This is a genomic window from Capnocytophaga periodontitidis, assembly GCF_016126015.1.
In the GTDB taxonomy this organism is placed as follows: Bacteria; Bacteroidota; Bacteroidia; order Flavobacteriales; family Flavobacteriaceae; genus Capnocytophaga; species Capnocytophaga periodontitidis.
This window is the reverse complement of record NZ_JAEFDB010000002.1, coordinates 209,334-231,013: the sequence shown is the minus strand read 5'-3', so window position 1 is coordinate 231,013 and position 21,680 is coordinate 209,334. Positions and strand designations below refer to the sequence as shown.

At 41.6% G+C, this 21,680-nt stretch carries 19 protein-coding genes; 14 read left to right on the top strand and 5 right to left on the bottom strand.

The features are described 5' to 3' along the window. Positions 1–11: 11 nt before the first annotated feature. The 8 genes from I7X29_RS05340 (at position 12) to I7X29_RS05305 (ending at position 8,297) form a co-directional block, all read left to right on the top strand. A complete protein-coding gene (locus I7X29_RS05340; protein ID WP_198473169.1) occupies positions 12–986 on the top strand; it encodes a membrane lipoprotein lipid attachment site-containing protein in 975 nt (324 codons plus the stop codon). A 259-nt stretch (positions 987–1,245) separates the two neighbouring features. Next, positions 1,246–2,178 carry a wall associated protein gene (locus I7X29_RS05335; RefSeq protein WP_198473167.1) on the top strand — a complete coding sequence of 311 codons (933 nt, stop codon included), beginning with the start codon at positions 1,246–1,248 and terminating at the stop codon, positions 2,176–2,178. Positions 2,179–2,560: 382 nt separating this feature from the next. Next, positions 2,561–2,965, top strand: coding sequence for a DoxX family protein (locus I7X29_RS05330; RefSeq protein WP_198465677.1), 405 nt, complete (start codon positions 2,561–2,563; stop codon positions 2,963–2,965). A gap of 3 nt (positions 2,966–2,968) precedes the next feature. Continuing rightward, positions 2,969–4,174 (top strand): GTPase HflX, encoded by a 1,206-nt coding sequence (gene hflX, locus I7X29_RS05325; RefSeq protein WP_088592941.1) that lies wholly within the window; start codon positions 2,969–2,971, stop codon positions 4,172–4,174. Further along, positions 4,155–4,856, top strand: coding sequence for a transporter (locus I7X29_RS05320; RefSeq protein ID WP_198473165.1), 702 nt, complete (start codon positions 4,155–4,157; stop codon positions 4,854–4,856). The genes hflX and I7X29_RS05320 overlap by 20 nt, the downstream gene beginning before the upstream one ends. Positions 4,857–5,079: 223 nt before the next feature. Further along, entirely contained in the window at positions 5,080–6,543 is a 1,464-nt protein-coding gene (locus I7X29_RS05315; RefSeq protein ID WP_198473163.1) for an NAD(P)H-hydrate dehydratase, read from the top strand. A gap of 78 nt (positions 6,544–6,621) precedes the next feature. Further along, on the top strand, positions 6,622–7,284 hold the full coding sequence (locus I7X29_RS05310; protein WP_088592944.1) for a carbonic anhydrase: 663 nt from the start codon (positions 6,622–6,624) through the stop codon (positions 7,282–7,284). Between the two features lie 101 nt (positions 7,285–7,385). Continuing rightward, positions 7,386–8,297: an SPFH domain-containing protein gene (locus tag I7X29_RS05305; RefSeq protein ID WP_009412841.1), complete on the top strand. Its 912-nt coding sequence runs from the start codon at positions 7,386–7,388 to the stop codon at positions 8,295–8,297. Between the two features lie 173 nt (positions 8,298–8,470). Here the strand turns inward: I7X29_RS05305 and I7X29_RS05300 are convergent, their stop codons facing one another. The 5 genes from I7X29_RS05300 to I7X29_RS05280 all read right to left on the bottom strand — a co-directional run bounded on the left by I7X29_RS05300 (position 8,471) and on the right by I7X29_RS05280 (position 11,686). Then, positions 8,471–8,845 (bottom strand): phage holin family protein, encoded by a 375-nt coding sequence (locus I7X29_RS05300; RefSeq protein WP_198473161.1) that lies wholly within the window; start codon positions 8,843–8,845, stop codon positions 8,471–8,473. After that, complete coding sequence (locus tag I7X29_RS05295) at positions 8,833–9,600, bottom strand: alpha/beta fold hydrolase (protein WP_198465913.1); 768 nt, start codon at positions 9,598–9,600, stop codon at positions 8,833–8,835. Before I7X29_RS05295 ends, I7X29_RS05300 begins: the two co-directional genes overlap by 13 nt. Positions 9,601–9,628: 28 nt before the next feature. Continuing rightward, complete coding sequence (locus I7X29_RS05290; RefSeq protein WP_198473158.1) at positions 9,629–9,952, bottom strand: DMT family transporter; 324 nt, start codon at positions 9,950–9,952, stop codon at positions 9,629–9,631. Positions 9,953–9,961: 9 nt separating this feature from the next. Further along, entirely contained in the window at positions 9,962–11,014 is a 1,053-nt protein-coding gene (locus I7X29_RS05285; RefSeq protein ID WP_198473156.1) for an RluA family pseudouridine synthase, read from the bottom strand. A 63-nt stretch (positions 11,015–11,077) separates the two neighbouring features. Further along, a complete protein-coding gene (locus I7X29_RS05280) occupies positions 11,078–11,686 on the bottom strand; it encodes a PASTA domain-containing protein (RefSeq protein ID WP_009750698.1) in 609 nt (202 codons plus the stop codon). Positions 11,687–11,794: 108 nt separating this feature from the next. Between I7X29_RS05280 and I7X29_RS05275 the strand changes: the two genes are divergently transcribed. From I7X29_RS05275 to I7X29_RS05250, 6 genes are all read left to right on the top strand, one after another. After that, the gene (locus I7X29_RS05275; protein ID WP_088592951.1) at positions 11,795–12,475 is read left to right on the top strand and encodes a hypothetical protein; all 681 of its coding nucleotides are present in this window, start codon (positions 11,795–11,797) and stop codon (positions 12,473–12,475) included. A gap of 287 nt (positions 12,476–12,762) precedes the next feature. After that, positions 12,763–12,987, top strand: coding sequence for a hypothetical protein (locus I7X29_RS05270; protein WP_009750700.1), 225 nt, complete (start codon positions 12,763–12,765; stop codon positions 12,985–12,987). Continuing rightward, entirely contained in the window at positions 12,984–13,415 is a 432-nt protein-coding gene (locus I7X29_RS05265; protein ID WP_198473154.1) for a type II toxin-antitoxin system VapC family toxin, read from the top strand. Before I7X29_RS05270 ends, I7X29_RS05265 begins: the two co-directional genes overlap by 4 nt. Before the next feature lie 244 nt (positions 13,416–13,659). Continuing rightward, the gene (locus I7X29_RS05260) at positions 13,660–16,695 is read left to right on the top strand and encodes a SusC/RagA family TonB-linked outer membrane protein (RefSeq protein WP_317191526.1); all 3,036 of its coding nucleotides are present in this window, start codon (positions 13,660–13,662) and stop codon (positions 16,693–16,695) included. A gap of 42 nt (positions 16,696–16,737) precedes the next feature. Next, positions 16,738–18,129, top strand: coding sequence for a RagB/SusD family nutrient uptake outer membrane protein (locus I7X29_RS05255; RefSeq protein ID WP_198473150.1), 1,392 nt, complete (start codon positions 16,738–16,740; stop codon positions 18,127–18,129). A 264-nt stretch (positions 18,130–18,393) separates the two neighbouring features. Next, a complete protein-coding gene (locus tag I7X29_RS05250) occupies positions 18,394–21,669 on the top strand; it encodes a glycosyltransferase family 117 protein (protein WP_198473148.1) in 3,276 nt (1,091 codons plus the stop codon). Positions 21,670–21,680: the final 11 nt, after the last annotated feature.

Below are 21,680 nucleotides of genomic sequence, written 5' to 3'. Positions count from 1 at the left end.
CTTATAGCATTATGAAGAAAATTTTATTCAGCCTTTTGGCTATCGCTACATTAGCCGCTTGTAGCAAAAACGATGATAATACTAGTGGTGATGGTGGAGGCAATGGTGGTACTACCTCAACTACTGTTACAAGCACCACACAAACCCCTACAATGAAAGTTGAGCGAATGATTTTCTTTGAGCCAGACGGAAAACACACCTATGAAGTTATAGCTCACTATGAAAATGGAAAAATAACCTCTTTTTCTGAGAGAGAACTCATTGACGGAGTACAAACTGGCACTACCCAAATCTCTACTATTAAATATGATGCTCAAGGGCGTATCCAAGAAAGAAAAGAAGCCCAAGAAGATGGCTCTATCGACAGAGAGAACAAAACAGAAACTTTCTTCTATGACGCCAGTGGTAATTTAGAGCGAAAAGAAATTACCTATCCTATGAAATCTAATGGGAATGGGACTATAGAGTACAAATACGAAAATGGTAAACTAAAACAATTTACCTATAAAGGAAGTTTAAATAATGGGGAAAAACGTTATGAAACTCATACTTTCAATTACACTAATGCAAACATTACTGTGAATATCAAAGAGTATTATGTGAATGCACAAGAAGCCGTAATAACCAGCACTATAAAAAATTCTAAAATCATCTATATTCTTTCTAATGGTAATGTTATAACAAAAGAAGAAACTCATCCTCAAGGAAGTACTACTATAACCAATTTTAAACACGACAATGCTAAGACTCTTCATTCTTTGAATACTTTAACGCTCGAACCAGAAACTTATGATGAAAGCGACTTTTGCAAAAATAATATTATCTCTAAGGAAAGAACCTATACATATTCATATAATGGACAAACCAACACTCACAAAACTACTTATCGTTATGAGTATGAATATACTCCAGAGGGTTATCCTAAAACTATAAAGGAATATAATAGTGAAGGTAAGCTAGAAGAAATTAAAGAATACGAATATTAATCCCCTTTTCCACTCCATACAAAAGAGGCTGTCCGAAAAGTCTAAAAATCGCTTTTGCATCATAAACTTTGTCAAAGTCCAAAAACTTTGACAAAGTCTATAAACCTGATAATCAATTACTTTTAGCTACATTGTAAGGGCATTTTGCAAACGCCCCCTCAATATAGAATTTTTGGAACAGTTTTTTTAATTGCCCGTCGTGCTACGACTTCGTAATTTTTTACTATCTTTGCCCCAAAATTTAAATACTTATAGCATTATGAAGAAAATTTTATTCAGCCTTTTGGCAGTGGCTACACTTATAGGATGTGGCAAAAACGATGATAACGGTGATGATTCTGCAAACCATCTGGTTAAGAAAATTACAGCAAAAAACGAGGATGGAAAGCTTGAAAAGGTAATAACCCTTACTTATGAGGGAGGACGCCCTATATCACATTCTACTACTGATTACGTGAATGGCGTGCAGACAGGTACTACCCGAGTTACTACCCTTCTCTACGATGGAAGATTTATCAAGCAGGCTAAAAGAGTGAATGCAGGAAGAGATAACTTTGTGCAGGACTTCACGTATCAAGGAGAAAAGCTTGTTACTAAAACAGAGAAGTATGAAAGGAATGACTATACTACTACGTATCAGTATTCTTATGCAGGGAATCAGCTTACCAATGTATTGAAAAGCCGTCCTACCACTATTTATCTTCAAAGTGGTGGCACCCAAAGTGGTACTTATTATGAAGAAAGACAATTTACCTATAGAGGTAATACGGTAATTGAAGTAACAACCCAATATGAAAAAGACCTCAATGGTGCAGTAGTAACTAATACTGTTTTTTCTCATGACACTGAGACTACAACTTATACCATTTCTGACGGGAATGTAGTGAAAAAAGTAGAAGAAAGTAGATACTCTACCACTGTAAGAGAATATACTTATGATACTAAGCGCAATCCATTTCACTATATGACTAATTTTGTAGAGCCTGACCCTACAAATTTTCTTGATGCCGATAATGGGAAGAACAATATCTTAACCTATAAAGATACTTACGAATATAATGGTACAAAAGAGGAAATGTTTCGCACCTTTGAGTACTCTTATAATGCTGCAAACTTTCCAATCATAGTAAAGCTATATAAAGAAGAAAACGGCACAAGAGAGTTTCTAGGCACTGAAGAATACGAATATTAATCCCCTTATAACCTCATACAAAACTGCCCCAGCAATGCGGGCAGTTTTTTTATCCCTACACTTTTCCAAAGGTGCGAGGTGCGAGCCGCACAGGCGGTTATGGGGTGCGAGCCGCACAAGCAAGAAACTTTGCCAAAGTTGATGAAAGTTAATTATTCTGATAATCACTTTTAGTCACATTGTAGGGGCGTTTTGCAAACGCCCCCTCAAAATAGAACTTTTAGGACACCCTCTTTTAATTGCTTGTCGTGCTACAACTTCGTCACTCGTAATTCGTCGCTATACTTTATCGCCCATCGTGCTACAACTTCGTCATTCGTAATTCGTAACTCGTAATTTTTTATTACCTTTGCCCCCATAAACTTAAAAATACCTCCATTTTATGAAAAACAGAGATTTAGGACTACTCGTCCTCCGCCTCACTGTAGGCTTATTAATGATTCCCCACGGTATCAACAAACTATTGCACCCCGATGCCTTTGCTTTTGTTCAAAGCACTTTAGAAGCTAAAGGTCTTCCCACTTTTATAGCCTATGGCGTATTCGTAGGCGAAATTGTGGCGCCCCTACTCATTGTTTTGGGATTCCGTTCGCGTTTAGGAGCTCTTGTGATGTTCCTCAACGGACTGGCTACACTCTATTTAGCCTATTCTGATTCACTTACCGCCCTTACCCCTCACGGTGGTTGGGTTCCCGAATTGCCCGCCTTATTCTTCTTAGGTGCCTTAGCTTTACTCTTTACTGGAGGGGGCAAATACGCTCTTTCTACTCGCAATAAATGGGATTAACAAATGTTAGAACAAATCAATCTTACTTACGAGAAAGTTGTACTCGTAGGGATTATCAATCAATTACAAACAGAAGAAAAATCTAAAGAATACCTCGACGAACTCGAATTTCTTACCTATACCGCTGGAGGTGAAGTGCTCAAACGCTTCACCCAAAAATTAGACGTGCCCAACCCTAAAACCTTCATCGGCACCGGTAAAATGGAAGAAGTACAGCAATTTGTTGAAGAAAATGAGGTAGGAACTGTCATCTTCGACGATGAGCTTACGCCTGCCCAACAGAAAAACATCGAGCGCATTCTCAAAGCTAAAATATTAGACCGTACAGGGCTTATTCTCGATATCTTCGCCCAGCGTGCACAAACCAGCTATTCGCGCACACAAGTCGAATTGGCACAATACGAATACCTCTTACCGCGCCTTACGGGACTATGGACACACCTCGAACGTCAGCGTGGCGGTATTGGGATGCGTGGCCCTGGTGAAACTGAAATCGAAACCGACCGCCGTATTGTGCGCGACCGTATAGCTTTGCTCAAAAAGAAACTCTCCGCCATCGATAAACAAATGGCTACCCAGCGCAGCAACCGCGGGGCATTAGTGCGTGTAGCGCTCATCGGTTATACCAATGTGGGCAAATCTACCCTAATGAATGTGATTAGCAAAAGCGAAGTCTTTGCCGAAAACAAACTCTTTGCTACGTTGGACACTACTGTGCGCAAGGTCGTGATTGAAAACCTACCTTTCTTGCTCAGCGATACCGTAGGGTTCATTCGCAAACTCCCTACCCAGCTTATCGAATCGTTCAAAAGTACCCTCGACGAGGTACGTGAAGCCGATTTGCTCTTGCACGTAGTAGATATTTCACACCCTAATTTTGAGGAACATATCCAATCAGTAAATCAAATATTAGCCGAAATTCACAGTGCCGATAAACCTACCATTATGGTATTCAACAAGATTGATGCCTATACTAATGAAGAAATTGCTGAAGACGATTTGGCTACCGAGCGCACTAAAAAGCACTTCACCCTTGAAGAATGGAAACAAACTTGGATGCAGCGAATGGGGCGTGATGTTCTGTTTATTTCGGCACTCAATAAAAACAATCTCGAAGAATTCCGTGAGGTAGTGTACGAAAAAGTGAAGGAGATACACATCACCCGCTTCCCTTTTAATAATTTCCTATATGAGAAAATTGAAGAATAACCTTTTTTTACTCCTTTTGTGCTTGTGTTGCAGTTCTTTGGCTATTGCTCAAAGTGATGAAAACATCAACACCGATCGCCCCGACCAAAGTGAAGGAGTGTACACACTACCTAAAGGTCAGTTTCAAATAGAAAATGGATATGTTTTCAGCAAAGAAGATAGCAGTGCGAATCTAATGTTGCGTTACGGACTTATCTCAAACACCGAAATCCGCTTAGAAGCCGATTTCGACCTCCGTACCCCCGATTTTAGCAGCACTACCTTCAGCGTAAAACAGCGTTTATACGAATCGGAACAGCGTTTTATCCCCTCAATAGGGCTCATTGGTTATGGGCAATACAGCAAAACAGATGCTAAAGCCTATACTTTCGATGCTTGTTTAGCGTTCGAGAGTTCACTCACCGATGCACTCTCATTAGCTTATGGTGCTCGTAGTTCTGGTCAATTTGAAAATTTGGATGTTACTGCCCAGATCAATTATGCTCCCAACAATAAGCTATGGGGCTTTGTTGAATATTACGCCTCTTATAATGGCACACGTGCTCCTGAGCATAATATCAATGCAGGTTTTGCCTATCTCCTCACCCCTACTCTACAGTTAGATATTAGTAGTGGACGTACATTATGGCAAGACGAACCACAATATTTCATAGGAGTAGGTTTTGGACTTTTAATTAGATAAAATCTGAGAGTATTCTCCACAAGAGATTACAAAAAAATCTCAAAATCACCTTTGCAGCTCAAACTTTGTCAAAGTCCCAAAACTTTGACAAAGTCAACTAATTGATTATTAAATTTTTACTTACGACCAACTCACATTAATTATTAATTATCGGAGAAATTCTGATACTTCAGAGTCTTTCCTCCCAACAAAAACCGACAATAAAAACACCTCTTACCTAAAAATGAAAATCCTTAGCTCTCAACAACTACGTGATGCCGATGCCCAAACCCTCACTGCCCAAAATATCTCCTCTTGGCAACTGATGGAACGCGCTGCTACAAAACTTTTCGATTGGATAAAACAACACTGCTCTAAAAAGGAAACTTTTACTGTATTAGCCGGCACAGGTAACAACGGTGGCGACGGGCTTGCCTTAGCGCGTATGCTCTCTGCCGATGGTTGGCACGTAACTACTTATTTATTGCGCTTTAGCGATCACCTCTCCCCCGATTGCCAGCAGAACAAAAAACTCTTAGAAGAACAAGGTATTACCATAACCGAAATACAAGCCGAACAAGCCTCTCAAATCTGCTTTGAAAAGGTGGTAATCGATGCTGTTTTTGGCATTGGGCTCTCCCGCCCAGTCCCTATTTGGCTGCAACAGCTATTCCAAAAACTCAACGATTCCAATAGCTATATTATAAGTGTAGATATGCCCTCAGGGCTCCCTACCGACCGCATTCCTTCACCCGAGGAAATTTGGGTACACCCTCACCAGCTGCTCACCTTCCAAACCCCTAAACTCCCCTTCTTGCTACCTTCCACAGGAAAGTATATCCCTCATTGGGAAGTGCTTGATATAGGCTTAGATACCCACTTCCTAAACACCCTGCAACCCGATTACTACTACCTCGAACCCGATATACTGCAATTGCAACACCAACGACCAAAATTCTCACACAAAGGCACTTATGGCCACGCGTTGCTTATAGGTGGTAGTTATGGCAAGATGGGCGCAGTAGTACTCAGTGGTACAGCTGCATTGCGCACAGGCGTAGGGCTACTCACTGTAGCTACCCCCGAATGTGGCTATACAGTGTTACAAACTGCCTTACCCGAGGCAATGGTGATCACCTGCGACGAGGCTAAGCATTACAGGGCTATGGAAATTCCTTTTGCTCCCTCAGCTATAGGTGTAGGTGTGGGTTGGGGCACTCACCCCGATACGGCTAACGCGCTGTTTAGTCTGTTGCAACAATACCCCGATACGCCTTTTGTCCTCGATGCCGATGCGCTGAACATTCTCTCTCAACACCCCGAAAAAGTAGCTTTGTTGCCCAAAAATACAATCCTCACCCCCCATCCTAAAGAGTTAGAACGCCTGATAGGCAAATGGGACGACGACTTGCACAAACTTGCCAAAGCTAAAAATTTTGCCAAAGAGCACAAAGTACTCCTCCTTATCAAAGGAGCTTACACAATGATTACCAATGGCGAGCATTATTGGGTGAATAGCACCGGCAATGCCGGAATGGCAACAGCAGGCAGTGGCGATGTGCTCACCGGTATGCTCACCAGCTTGCTCGCTCAGGGCTATAGTGCTATAAAAGCCGCCTGTTTAGGAGTATACCTCCACGGACTACGAGGAGATGAAGCCGCTAAAAAAGAAGGAATGTCACGCCTCATCGCAAGAGATTTATGCTAAATTTCTGATTCTTAAGCTAACTAATTAACAAATTATTCTTACCTTTGCCTCCACAACCTGTCTCCTGTCACCTAACTTATGCCTACCTATAAAAAAATATTCGAAAATAACCGCGAATGGGTAAAACGCCGCAAAGAAGGCGACCCCCATTTCTTTGAAAAACTCGCTGAAGACCAAACACCCGATTATCTCTACATCGGTTGTTCCGATAGCCGTGTAGCCACCGAAGAACTAATGGGTGTCGGCCCTGGCAAAGTGTTCGTACACCGCAATATCGCCAATGTGGTAAACACCCTCGATATGAGCTCTACTGCTGTCATTCAATACGCCGTAGAACACCTGCAAGTAAAACATATCGTCGTGTGTGGACACTACGATTGCGGAGGCGTAAAAGCGGCTATGCAAGCCAAGGACTACGGCTTGCTAAACCCTTGGTTGCGAACCATCCGCGATGTATATCGCTTACATCACGCTGAACTCGATGCCATTACCGATATCGACCAGCGTTACCGCCGATTGGTAGAACTCAACGTCGAAGAACAATGCTTCAACGTAACCAAAATGGCTGTCGTACAGGAAAGTTACCTAAAAAACAAATTCCCTGCTGTGCACGGTTGGGTGTTTGATATAAAATCGGGTAATCTCATAGACCTCAATCTCGATTTTGAAGAGTTTCTCTACAAAATCCAAAAGATATACGACCTTACAGGTGAAGAATGGTACACTTCAATTAAAAAATAACAAATTTGCTAATTTGCTAATCTACTAATTTGCTAATTTGCTAATTTGCTAATTAATTCGTATCTTTGTGCCGTATAACAACCTAAAATATTTTATTTATTATGCCTTACTTTTTTTACATTATCATCTTTTTTGGATTGATTTTTTTGCTCTCTACCTTCTTCACCGTACGCCAACAAACAGCGGTATCAATAGAGCGTTTTGGTAAATTCGAAAGCATTCGCCATTCGGGTTTACAAATGAAAATACCTATCATCGATAAAGTAGCGGCACGCATCAGCCTTAAAATCCAGCAGCTTGATGTGATTGTAGAAACCAAAACTTTAGACGATGTATTCGTAAAAATCAAAGTGTCGGTACAATTTGTCGTTATCAAAGAAAAGGTGTACGATGCCATCTACAAACTCGAATACCCTCACGACCAGATTACCAGCTATGTGTTCGACGTGGTTCGTGCCGAAGTACCTAAAATGAAATTAGACGATGTATTCGTTAAGAAAGACGACATCGCTATCGCTGTAAAACGCGAAGTTCAAGAGTCTATGGAAACTTACGGTTACGACATCATCAAAACCTTGGTTACCGATATCGACCCCGATGCCCAAGTAAAAGCAGCGATGAACCGCATCAACGCCGCCGAACGTGAAAAAGTAGCCGCTCAATACGAAGGTGATGCTCAACGTATCCTCATCGTCGAAAAAGCTAAAGCTGAAGCCGAAAGCAAACGCCTCCAAGGTCAAGGTATCGCCGACCAGCGTCGTGAAATAGCACGCGGATTGGTAGAAAGCGTTGATGTACTCCAAAAAGTAGGGGTTAGCTCACAAGAAGCCTCTGCACTTATCGTTGTTACACAACATTATGACACACTACAAGCTGTCGGTCAGCAAACCAAAAGCAACCTCATTTTGTTGCCTAACTCTCCCGAGGCAGGTAACGAAATGCTCAACAATATGATTACGTCTTTCACCGCTTCAGCTCAAGTTGTAGAAAACTTGAAAAAGAAAAGTGAATAAGCAAAAAGTTAATAAGTTTTTCTCTTAAAAAAAGGCTGCCCAAAAAGTTTAAATTAAACTTTTAAGGACAGCCTTTCCTTTTTAGATTGTTGTTTCTTTTAATTGCAAAACACATCTTCTACCTTTTGCTTACTGCAATGATATTCCCCTTTCTCAGTGTTTTACTAAAAGTTTTAATTTTCTCCCTTCTTATTTGCCATTGCTTGTTCAAAAGGAGTGATTGTAATGGTTTGTGCAAGTGATAAACAAGTGCTAAACAGCAAAGCTCCCAAAAAACCATATACTTTAAAACCTCCTACAATTAGGGAAGCAAGGAGTACCATTAGGGTATTGTTCAGAAACATTGTAAGTCCAAAAGTGAGTTCGGCAACAGGCATCAGTATGTACTCTAACAACGGACGCACATAGCCGTTCAGGCAAGAGAGTACAAAGGCAGCAAGTACCGCTGTGAGATAACCCTCAATAGTAGCTCCTACGTTCAACACACACAACAAAAATATAAGCGTTGCCGAAATCATCAGGCTTATAAAAAACTTTAGGAATTGCATAGAAAATGTATCGTTTTATCGTAAAATTCATTAGGATTTTGGGCGTGTAACCAATGTCCTGCTTTGCTCACGGTCTCTATAATAGCGTGAGGAAAATGAGTATATATAAGTGTTTCGTCTTCAGGCATTACATATTCAGAATACTCGCCTTTGAGAAAAAGCGTTTTACCATTGTACACATTGCTATCAGGGAGTTCAGCACCTATCTCACTCTCGTTGGCAATAAGCGCCGGAAGATTCAGGCGTAAACCTAAATGCCCTGGGGTTTCCCAATAGAGATTTTTAAGTAAGAACTGACGGGTGCCTATATCACTCACATAGGCAGCAAGTGCTTTATCAGCCTCTACACGCGAGGTAATTTTGTTAAAATCAAGAGATGCTAATCCTCGTAATATTTGTTCGTGATGAGGTGGAAAATATTTAGGTGCCATATCGGCGACGATGAGTGAGAGTACCTTTTCGGGATATTCAGTAGCAAAGAGCATTGCTGTTTTGCCCCCCATAGAGTGTCCCATTAAATGAAAAGCCTCCAACTGATGAGCTTCAGCATATTGTAGTAAATCTTGTACCATTAGCGGATAGCTAAAATCATCGCTGTGGAAGCTGCGCCCGTGATTGCGTTGGTCTACTAAATGCAGTTGAAAACCTGCTTCGGCATATCTAAGAGCTAAGGAACGCCAATTATCGGACATTCCTAAAAATCCGTGTAAAATCACGAAGGGAGTTCCTTCTCCTATAATTTGAGAGTGTAATATCATAAAATCAATTAACAATTAACAATGGCTAATTTGTCAGTTTCAGTCCGATAATGGAGCTGATAAGGGTAACCAGAAACACTACACGCCAGAGAGTTATAGGTTCTTTGAAAAAGAGCATTCCTACCACTACAGAGCCTACTGCTCCTATACCTGTCCATACAGCATAAGCCGTACCTAACGGGAGGGTTTTGGTAGCTTTCATCATCAGCCACATACTCAGTAAAAATGCAATCACAAAAAGTGAATACCACAAGAAACTCTGTCTGCCAACAGTCTCACGTGCTTTACCCATACTAAACACAAAAAGAACTTCAAAAAGTCCTGCTAACACAAGATATATCCAAGCCATATTAGGGGGTTAGGGGTTAGAAGTTAGTTTGTAGGAACGCCATTTCTCGATACACGCCTGCATATCATCGGGGAGTTCGCTATCAAAACTCATAAATTCGTGGGTTACAGGATGCTCAAAACCTAATGTTTTGGCGTGTAGGGCTTGCCGAGGTAATACGGAAAAACAATTCTCTACAAATTGCTTATATTTAGCAAAGGTAGTACCTTTCAGTATTTTGTCGCCGCCATAACGCTCGTCGTTGAAAAGGGTATGTCCTATGTGTTTTAAATGTACCCTGATTTGGTGAGTGCGCCCTGTTTCTAATCGGCAGGACACAAGGGTTACATAACCAAAACGCTCTAATACTTTGTAATGTGTTACTGCCTCTTTGCCGTGAGAACCATCGGGAAAAACATCCATTTGCAAACGATCTTTCAAGTGTCGTCCTATATGCCCTCGCACAGTTCCCTCATCTTCTTCTATATTGCCCCATACCAAGGCGATATACTCACGCTGGGTAGTTTTGTAAAAAAACTGCTGGGTGAGATGTAGCATAGCTTCTTCGGTTTTAGCGACTACTAACAAGCCGCTGGTATCTTTATCAATGCGATGCACCAGTCCAGGGCGATTGCTGCTGTTGTTAGGCAAATGCTCAAAGTGATATACTAATGCATTGATGAGCGTTCCGCTATAGTTGCCGTGCCCTGGGTGTACTACCATACCCGCAGGTTTATTCACCACGAGCAAAGCATCATCTTCATATACAATATTTAAAGGGATATTCTCGGGCACTAACAAATCCTCGTGTGGAGGGTGAGAGAGGAGAACCTTCACCACATCGTTAGCTTTCACACGGTGATTGGCCTTCACTGGTTCGCCATTTACGAAGATATTCCCTTGTTTAGCCGCTTGTTGTACCTTGTTGCGAGTTGCATTTTCTACAAAATTCATCAAAAACTTATCCACACGCAAAGGTTCTTGCCCCTTGCCTGCTGTAAATGAATAATGTTCGTAGAGTTCGGGAGCTTCCTCGTCGTCTGGTTCTAAATCGTCTACTAAATCTTCTTCGTACAAAGTCATAGAATTTTTAGCGATAGTTTGGATTAATTTGTTGTAGTTAAGGATTAAAACTTAGGCAAAATGCTAATCCCCCATCAGCTCCTCTATCGGTATTTCGTCGGGAATTGTATCACGTGTTTCAAAGCCATTACCGCAAATTAGATCGATGCGTGAAGTCTTTACTAACTTATCACCTGGTTGCACTGGCTTGCCATTGTATTGCATCTCAAGCACCATATCCTTACCGATATTATCTACATAAGTTACCTGCCCAATGGTAAGCCCTACCGATTGCAGGGTAGCCTCCGCATTCCGGCGTGTTACTTGTATCACCTTAGGAACAGTTACTTTGTGATAGCCTTTAGGATTGAGCGTGAGATATATTTTGCGATTGTATTTCACTCGCTCATTAGGCTCGGGACTCTGACTAATCACTGCTAAGGGTGGATATTCAGGATTATACTCGGTAGAATCGATTACCTCGCAACGCAAATCTTGTTCTTCGAGGAGGATTTGCACTTCGGTAAGACTTTTGTTAGTAAGATCGGGTACTACCACAAACTTACCGTGAGCGGTGTAGAGTTGTAAAAATTTGAGTGATATCCACACCAATAACACCACTGCTATTGTGGCAAAAAGCAGTTGCCAAGCAAGTTGTTTTCCTGATTTTTTAAAAAATTCTTTGAAGTTCATACTTTGCAAAGTATTGTTACAGACGGCAAAGATACAAAATAATTGACAATTAACAATTGATAATTAACAAATTATTCTTACTTTTGCAATCTAAAAACTTCCCATAAAATGAATACACGCTTTATAACAATGTCTCTTTTAGGGCTTGCACTCACTGCTTGCCAAAACACTCCTCAAGAAATACCCGTTGCCGATGATGCCCTTGCTAACACTGAATTGGCTGAAGCACAACGCGATAAATCAAAAGAAGGCAATCCTTTTGAACAAATGAACAACAACACTACGCAGGCTACTCTACCTTCTACCCCTACTGGAGTAACCCTTAATCCTCCTCACGGACAGCCAGGACACCGTTGTGATATAGCTGTAGGTGCCCCACTGCCCAACGATGGTAATGTAGTTGCCCAAGCACAATCTCAAGCACACCCTGTATCACAAGGAGAAGCGATGCCCGTAGTTTCAGGTGGTATGCCTCAACAAGTAGTACAAGTACAACAACCTCAAACCCAGCAGAGTTATGTAGGACCTAAGGGCGAAAAACTCAACCCTCCTCACGGACAACCAGGACACCGTTGCGATATACCTGTAGGCGCACCCCTCAATAGCAAACCTGTTGCACAACCTGCTGCCCCTCAACAACAAGTAACCCAACAGCAAATTGTAATCGACCCTCAACAAGCACAACAACACACAGGTACTACTGAACCTGGCTTTTCAGGCAAACCCAATCCTCCTCACGGACAACCAGGACACCGTTGCGACATCGCCGTAGGAGCTACTTTACCTTAATTAACGTCAGTTCGATATAACAGAACATTGATTTACAGATTTGTAACATAATATATTCACAAAATAATTCACCGTCAGGTGAAAATTCGTGAGATAATATAAAGTAAAGGGTTTTTTAGAGTCCTTATTTCGTGAAAATTCGTGAAATTCGTGGGAGATTTAAAACATTTTGCTGATTATTTAATAATTACTTACGTCGAACTCACGTTAATTAACAATTAAGAAGTTATAACTGAAAAAAATAAAAACACTTTGCTGAAGTATTTAACCATTTATAATATTTACTTATGAGTACAACTATTTTAGAAAAACCAAAAACAACCACCAGAAAAAGAAGAGCTACAAACAATGTAACCAAAAGTTCAATTCCTCCTAAAAAAAAGAAGAAAACCCTTTGGGAAGTAGCATTAGAGCTCCAAAAAAAACCTCTTTTTACAATTGCTGAAGAAGATAGAGACCTTATTTATGGCTCTAATATGATGACAAGACTATTACAAGAAGAAAAACTATGAACTACCTTTTAGACACCAACATTATCATTATCTTATTTGAAGGTCGAAATAATGAAATTCGAGATAATGTTAAACAAATTTTATTAGATGATGAAAACAATTTCTATGTAAGTACTATTTCATTATTAGAAATAGCTCAATTATATAGAAAGAAAAAGTTTAAAGACATTAATTATGAGTTATTAAACACAGGAGATAAATTCATAAAACACATCTTAAAAACTATTGATATGGTAGAAATTCTTCCTTTTGAAGAACGACATGCCTTTGCAACGGCTCGTCTTGTTTTTGTACCTAATCATAATGACCCTAACGACCTTGCTATTATTGCTCATTCCATTACAGAGAATTTGATACTCATTTCAAGTGATGATAAATTCCCTTATTATGAAGAGCAAGGAGCTTTAGTTATTCACAACTCTCGTTAAATTTAAGAAAAACATTTTCACCTCATAAACTTTGTCGAAATCTATAACACAACCAGTGTTGAGATTTCGACAAAGTTTTTTTATTTAGTTTTCTTCAAAATAATTTGTACACTTCACTTCTATTTACTACTTTTGCCGCTTGTAAAAACCTTTAACTCTTAACTTTTTACTACTAACCCACTAATAACTAATATTTATGAAAAAATATCTAATCGCGTGCGCACTCTTGCCTTGCTGTGTAGCAATGGGGCAGACGCCCGTTACTCCTAAGGACAGTATCATTCAACTGTCATCGGTTGATGTAGTGGCTACAGGCTATCAAAATCTTCGAAAGTCGCAAACCACTTCGGCGTATACCGAAATCAAACCTTCGCAAATCAATCGGCAAATCAATGCTACTCTCAAAGATGTCATAGAAGGGCAAGTTGCAGGTTTGCGCTTCACAAAAGACCCTTCTACAGGTAAGGAAGTTCCTATTTTGCGCGGTGTAGGCACTTTCTCAGGTAATGTGGGGTATACACCTCTCGTTGTGATAGACAATATCCCTACTGATATCCCGTTAGAAGAAATCAACCCACAAGATATTGAATCAGTAACAGTACTAAAAGACGCTGCTGCTACGGCTATCTACGGGGTACGCGCTGCCAATGGCGTGATTGTAATCGTTACCAAAAAAGGATTGCATAACGGTTTGCGCATCAATGTACACACCGACCTTTCTTATACCTTTAAACCCAATGTAGACCGTATACACTACGCTTCTACTTCCGAACTCATCGATCTCGAAACAGATTTCTACCAAAGCAAATTAGCCGATAGCAATGGCAATGTAAATACCCTTTTTGAATCTTACGGAACTATTGGCGGAAGGCAAACCGTGCGATACTACTCACCTCTCTTTCTGCTCTATCGCGACCAAGCCCAAGGAAAACTCAATGCACAACAAGTGAATAGCACCCTCAACGAGTGGCGCAATCGCGATTACCTTCGTGACTTCAAGCGTTATGTATGGCAACCTATCGTTAGCAAGCGTTACAACATAAGTGTAGAAAGTGGCAATAACCGCAGTCAGAACTACGCTTCCTTGCAATATGAAGACACCGATGAGCGCATCGTTACCGAAAAAACTCGCGCGCTCAACCTCTATTTAAAAAATACTTATCAGCTCACCTCTTGGCTAAAAAGTACTATAGGGGTAAACGGCAGGTATACCGCTATTGATGCTGTAGCCGAACCAATGCGTAATGCCTATACCAATCCGCTGGGGCAACCACGCTACACCTCAGTATTAGGCACCAATCCGTATGCAGGGTTCAATTTAGTAGCCCCTATCAACGGCTATATCTTAGAACAGATTGCAGGCAACGATGCTTTCCGCTCGTATAGCTTCAATTTATTGGAATCAATCGCTCAAGAACACCAAAAGCAACACGCTCTCAACTTGCGCCCGTTTGTAAATCTGCAAGTGTCTATCCTCAAAGGGCTGCAATATCAAAGTTATTTTCAGTACGAACTGAACACTTCCGACAGCGAAACTTTCTTAGGTAAAGACACTTATTATATGCGTTTACGCCATAACCAATTAGTAAAACAAGATGCTAACACTCAAAAATTCTCTTCCGAACTGCCCGAAGGCGGTTATTACGAACAACAAAAAAGACAAAACCAGCACTATACTTTTCGTCAGCAGTTAGATTTCAACCGCACTTTTACTGAGGTGCACAATGTAACGGCTTTGGTAGGTTTTGAAATGCGTCAACACTATACTCCGCGCAATATTTTAGAAGCGCATTACGGCTACGACGAGCAAACGCTTTCTTTTCCTACCCTCAACTGGAAAGAGCTCTTCAACCCTGGGGTAACTTCTTATCTCTATGGCAGACAATCGCTATCGCTAAACCGCAATCAGCAGAGCGAAACCAAACACCGCTTCATTTCTTTCTACAGCAATTTTGGCTACTCATATCGCCAGAAATACAACCTCACAGCGAGTGTACGCATAGACCAAGCCGATATGTTCGGCGCTGATCCTAAATACAAATACCGTCCGCTATGGTCGGTAGGCGGTAGCTGGAATATACATCGCGAAAACTTCTTCAATATCAATGATATTAACTTGCTAAAATTACGCCTCACGTATGGTATCAGCGGAAATGTAGACCAAACTACCACTCCTTTCTTGCGCGGACGTTTGCTTACCGATGTGCGAGGCGCTTACCCTTCTCAACAATATTTACAGTTCAACGATACCGATTTGCCAAACCCTAAATTGCGTTGGGAAAAGACTGAAACTGCTAATATAGGTATTGATTTAGGGATGTGGCATTGGCTTTCAGCAAGTGTCGACCTCTACCGCCGTTATAGTTCTGACCTTTTGGTACTCACCGAACTCGACCCTACCGTAGGGGCTCAACGCCGACTCATCAACAACGGCGCTTTGCTAAACAAAGGAATAGAAGTGAGTTTGAACGCTACTCGCAAATTAGCTGACGATTTGCAACTTAGCGTAGGTACTACCTTTGCCTACAACAAAAATACCATTGAAAAAGTGAGCAGTAAGCCTACTAATGCTGTGGAATACGCTCGTAACCCATTGTATTACTATCGCGAAGGTGATGATTTCAACTCGCTATACGCTTACCGATACAAGGAAACCGTCAATGGTTACCCTATTTATTTAGACGAAAATGGCAATCCTAACACAACTTTTGATGCCAATGGCGTACCTACTATCAAAGATATCAAAAATGAAGATGCTCTTGTGAAATTAGGCACAATGAATCCTACCTTCAACGGGGCACTCAACTTACAATTGCGCTACAAAGTTTTTGAACTCTCTACAATGTTTGTATGCGCTGGCGGACATAAACTTCGCAAAGACACCTATTCTATCAATCAAGAAAACGAAACGCACCGCGATATCAACCAGCGTTGGACAGCGACCCATCCTACTGATATGCCCCGTATGTCGTTTGACTATCCAGCGACTTTGAGACGCACTGCCAACACGGTGAACACACTTTGGCAACTCGGTGATAACCACGTGGTAAATGCCGATTACCTCAAATGGCGTAATGTGGTATTTGCTTGCTATATCCCTAAAGATATTTGTGAGAAATTGCGCTTGCAAAATGCCAAAGTTACCGCTCAGCTCAACAACCTACTCACTTGGTGTGCTGCTGGTAACGACATCGACCCCGAAGCCTATAATCTCAACACTGGAACACGCACCTTGCCTACTGCAACCACTGCCCTCTTTGGCTTATCATTTAGCTTTTAGCCGTAGCACGGCAGGCAGTTTTTATACCTTAATAATTTTACAATGAAAAGAATCATAACCACAATAATATTCAGCGCACTGTTTTTCACCGCTTGCGAAAAATATACCGACCTCACCCCTAAAGGTGAAAAGATTATCAACACTGCTGAGGAATACTACGATTTGGTAGTACTCCCCACTAAAAATTACCCTCCTTTCGACTTCCGCACTTTAGTAGACGACAATTGGGTGAAAGAGAGTTCTATCGTCGGGAAAGCTCCTGATAAGAATAGTATCAACTTCTATTACGACGAGACTGCTCCCCGCGCCGATTACATCGAATCCTCTCCCTTTTATAACAACGTATACAGCTATATCGGCAGATGGAATATGATTATCTCCACCGTTGATTATGCTAAAGGCGATGGTTCACTAAAAGCACGTGCCAAAGCAGAAGCCCGCTTGCTAAGAGCCTTTGACTACTTTATGTTAGTAAATGTCTATGCCAAAGGCTACAACCCTGCTACCGCCGCTACCGATGGCGGGGTGTGCCTAATGCGCGAATTTGACTTAGAAGCTTATCCCACCAAAGCTACCATAAAAGAAGTGTACGACTTTATTCAGGAAGATATCGAGGCAGCCTTGCCTCTTTTGCAAGAACATCCTGTGAATATATATCACCCTTCCTTAGCTTTTGGCTATGCCTTGAAAGCTCGAGTACACCTCTTCCGAAGAGAATACCAGCAAGCATTAGCAGCCGCCCAAAAAAGTCTCTCGTACAACAACCAACTGATAGATATGGTAGCTTATGAGGCGCACCCTACTCCTATCACAGTAGATAAAAACCCCGAAGTGCTCAACTTAGCCTATATGAACGGACATACCGAGATGAATATCTGGTACGTCTACCCTGTGAGTCCTGAGTTTTGCAACCTTTTTGATGCGACAAACGATATGCGCTTCAAGCTCTTCTTCAATAAGAACCACCGTTATAACGATAGGGGGTCAGGCACTGCCAACTGGGATATGCTCTCTACCAAATTCTTCTACCCTACCGTAGGAATGAAAACAGGTGAAATGTACCTTACTATGGCTGAATGTCAAGCGCGTTTGGGCGACCTCAACGGGGCGATGCAAACCGTAAACACCCTCCGTAGCAAGCGCGTGAAAGGCAGTGGTGCTACCCTTGCAACCCCTGCTACTACCGAGGAGACCGTAAAACTCATCATCAACGAGCGCCGCCGAGAACTCGCTATGGGCTTTAATCGCTTTTTCGATTTAAAGCGATTGAACACCGAACCTGCTTATGCTAAAACCTTGCAACGCACCTTTCCTTTGGTGAATACCACTGTACCCCAACGCACTTATACCTTGCGCCCTAACTCCCCTATGTACATCGTTCCCTTTCCTAAGGATGTAATGGAGAAGAACCTTTCACTCACACAAAATTATTAATATGAATCAAGAGTTGAAAATAATAATCTCTGATTAACAGAATGTTGTTACTTTTGTGTCGCATTTCACCCTTTGAAGGAAATCCGCGAAAGCGAAGGATGTGAGAGGAAGGATGATTTATTAATCAATAAGTTAATTCAAACCTTGATCGGTATTGTAAAAATATGGAATTAGTAATCTCCTAATTCCTACCTCCTAACACTTGCTAATTGACAAATTATTCGTACTTTTGCCCTCAATAATAAAAAATCTAATTTTATTACAATGACGGATAAAGACTTTTCAAGATACAACCTTATCGCTGGTTGGCTGGTGTTTGCTATTGCTTTAGTTACCTATAGCCTTACCGTAGAACCTACAGTAAGTTTTTGGGATTGTGGTGAGTACATCGCTACATCGGCAAGATTAGAAGTAGGTCACCCTCCTGGAGCTCCTTTCTTCCAAATGATGGGTGCTTTCATCGCTGCTTTCGCTCCTAATAGCGACAAAATAGCTCTAATGGTGAACTATATGTCGGTGCTATCGAGTGCTTTCACAGTGTTGTTCTTGTACTTTATCATCGTTAATCTCACTAAAAAAATTGCTCTGCGCGAAGCCACAACCCTTAGCCAATCTCAAACCATTGTAGTAATGGGCAGTGGTGTGGTAGGTGCTTTGGCTTATACTTTTTCCGATAGCTTCTGGTTCAACGCTGTAGAAACCGAAGTATACGGAATGGCAATGCTTTTTATATCGGTAATGTTTTGGTTGGGCATCAAGTGGACGGATAGTCTGCACGAACCTCGTGGTGACCGCTGGTTATTGCTTATCTCGTTACTGGTAGGACTTTCCTTTGGGGTGCACTTTATGGCACTGCTCACCATTCCTGCTATCGGAATGTTGTATTTCTTCAACAGCAACTACAAGAAAACCGCAGTCAATTTCATCCTCGCCAATGTAATTTCCATCGCTATACTATTGCTTATCTTCAAACTGATATTGCCCTACACATTGGCGTATTTCGGTTATTTAGAAGTCTTTTTCGTCAATAGCTTTGGAATGCCGTTCAACTCAGGGACTATTATCGCGGGGCTCTCAGTCATTGCTTTCTTCTACTTCTCTTTAAACTACGCTTACAAGAAAAACAAAGTGCGCTTACAAACAAGCATCTTGTGTTTGCTATTTATATTTATAGGCTTTTCATCTTGGTTGATGATTCCTATTCGCGCAAATGCCAATACAGTAATCAACGAGAATAGCCCTACCGATGCGCGCTTGCTCTTGGCGTACTACAACCTCGAACAATATCCCGAAACGCATCTTTTCTACGGACCTATGTACACCGATAAGTACGCAGGTATCGACCCCGAACATCCTTATGAAGATGCTAAACCTAAATACGAACGCGACTATAAATTAGGCAAGTACGTGATTGTAAACAACTACAAGAACGCTCAAACTGCCTCTAATAGAGCGCAAATGGGCTTCTTGCCTCGTATGTGGAGCGCCCAACACGCAGCTAACTATATGAAGCTCACCGGCAATCCGCCTTTCAAAATTACTGAAGAGGCTTATGCCGACCCTCAAGCCTACCAGCTCTTGCAAAGTATACAACAGCAAATGGCGGTACGCGCAATGCCCCCTGAACGCTACGACCAGTTCCTAATGCAATTCCGCGATGAAGTAGAAGTGCAAAAACCTACTTTTTGGCAGAATATGAACTACCTCTTTAGCTATCAGTTTGGCTATATGTATTTCCGCTATTTGGCGTGGAACTTCATTGGTAGACAAGACGATGTGCAAGGAAAATTAGAAAACGACCACGGCAATTGGCTTTCAGGAATTTCAGCTATCGATAATGCACATCTCGGCTCTCAAAAGAACCTCCCTTCCGATGTGTTAAACAACAAAGCCCGCAATACTTATTACTTCCTGCCTTTCCTTTTAGGAATTTTAGGTTTGCTGTTTATGGCTATCAAAAGTGAACGACAAACGTGGGTGATTATGGTGCTTTTCCTCTTCACTGGTTTAGCACTGAAAATCTATCTGAACGAGCGTCCGTTTGAGCCTCGCGAGCGTGATTATGCCTTGGTAGGTTCGTTCTATGCCTTTGCAATATGGATAGGAATGGGTGTGTATGCCCTTTTCGATTGGCTGAAAAAATACATCACGCCCAATATATTAGCCCCTGCAACCGTTGTCCTTTCCCTAATATCTGTGCCTGTGCTAATGGCTTACGAAAACTGGGACGACCACGACCGCTCTCAAAAATATTCGGCTGAGTTCATCGGGAATGCTTACTTAGAATCGGTAGCCAAAGATAAAGATGCAATGATTTTCACCATTGGTGATAACGATACCTTCCTTTTGTGGTATGCTCAAGAAATCGAACATTATCGCACCGATGTACGCGTTATCAACACAAGTTTGTTGCAAACCGATTGGTATATTGACCAAATGAAGCGTCAGGCGTACAACAGTAGCCCTATCCCTGCACAAATAGAGCATAAAAACTACGCTTATGGCGTACGCGAGGGCATTTACTTCCGCAAACGCACCGAAAACCGTTGGAATATCAAAGATTTTGTGAATTGGATTACCAGCGACGACCCTAATACGCAAGAAACACGCGGTGAAGGTGAGTACAAGCAAACTTTCTACTACTATCCTACTAACAAAATACGCATACCTGTAAACAAAGAAAACGTACTGAAAAGCGGCATCGTAAAACCTGAAGATGCCGATAAAATAGTAGATTATATCGATATTACCCTGCCTAACGCTATCGACAAGGCGCGCATTGTGATGTTAGACATCTTAGCAAACAACGATTGGAAACGCCCTATCTATTTCACTGGAGGTAGTATGGATGCCACCGAGTACATCTGGATGAAAGACTATTTGCAACTCGATGGATTAGTGTACAAACTCGTGCCTATCAAAACCGAAATCGATAAAAACCACCCTTACGATATGGGGCGCATCGATACTGATTTGATGTGCAACATCGTGAAAAAATGGACATGGGGCAATATGGGTAAACCTAATATCTATTTAGACCCCGAAACACGCAAGAACAGCATCATTTTCCGCGGCAATATCGCTCGCCTTACCGAGAAGCTCATCGCCGAAGGCAAAAACGCCCAAGCCAAAGAAATGCTGGATATCGCTATGAAAAATATGCCAGTAGAGGCGTATGGCTACTATTTCACCCTCGACCCCTTTGTACAAGGCTATTTCAAAGTAGGACAACGCGAAACTGCCCGCAAACTCGCACAACAGATTTTCGCTAAATACCAAGAAGAACTGAACTACTATACCCACTTAGATGCCGAGGAACTCAACCTCAGCGTTGCCCGCATACAATACGCAATCGACCGCTATGGCGACCTCTTACAACTCATTGCTCCTTTGGACACCGAGTTCTTCCAAAAAGAATGGGCAGTATTCAAAGCCAAAGCAAGTCCGTTTATGAGCTCTAAAGAATTAGAAGAATATTTTAAAGAGCCAACAGAAGAAAAAGCCGCAGCTGATAGTACGGTAGTTGAAGAAGAAGAATAGAAAAAACTGAT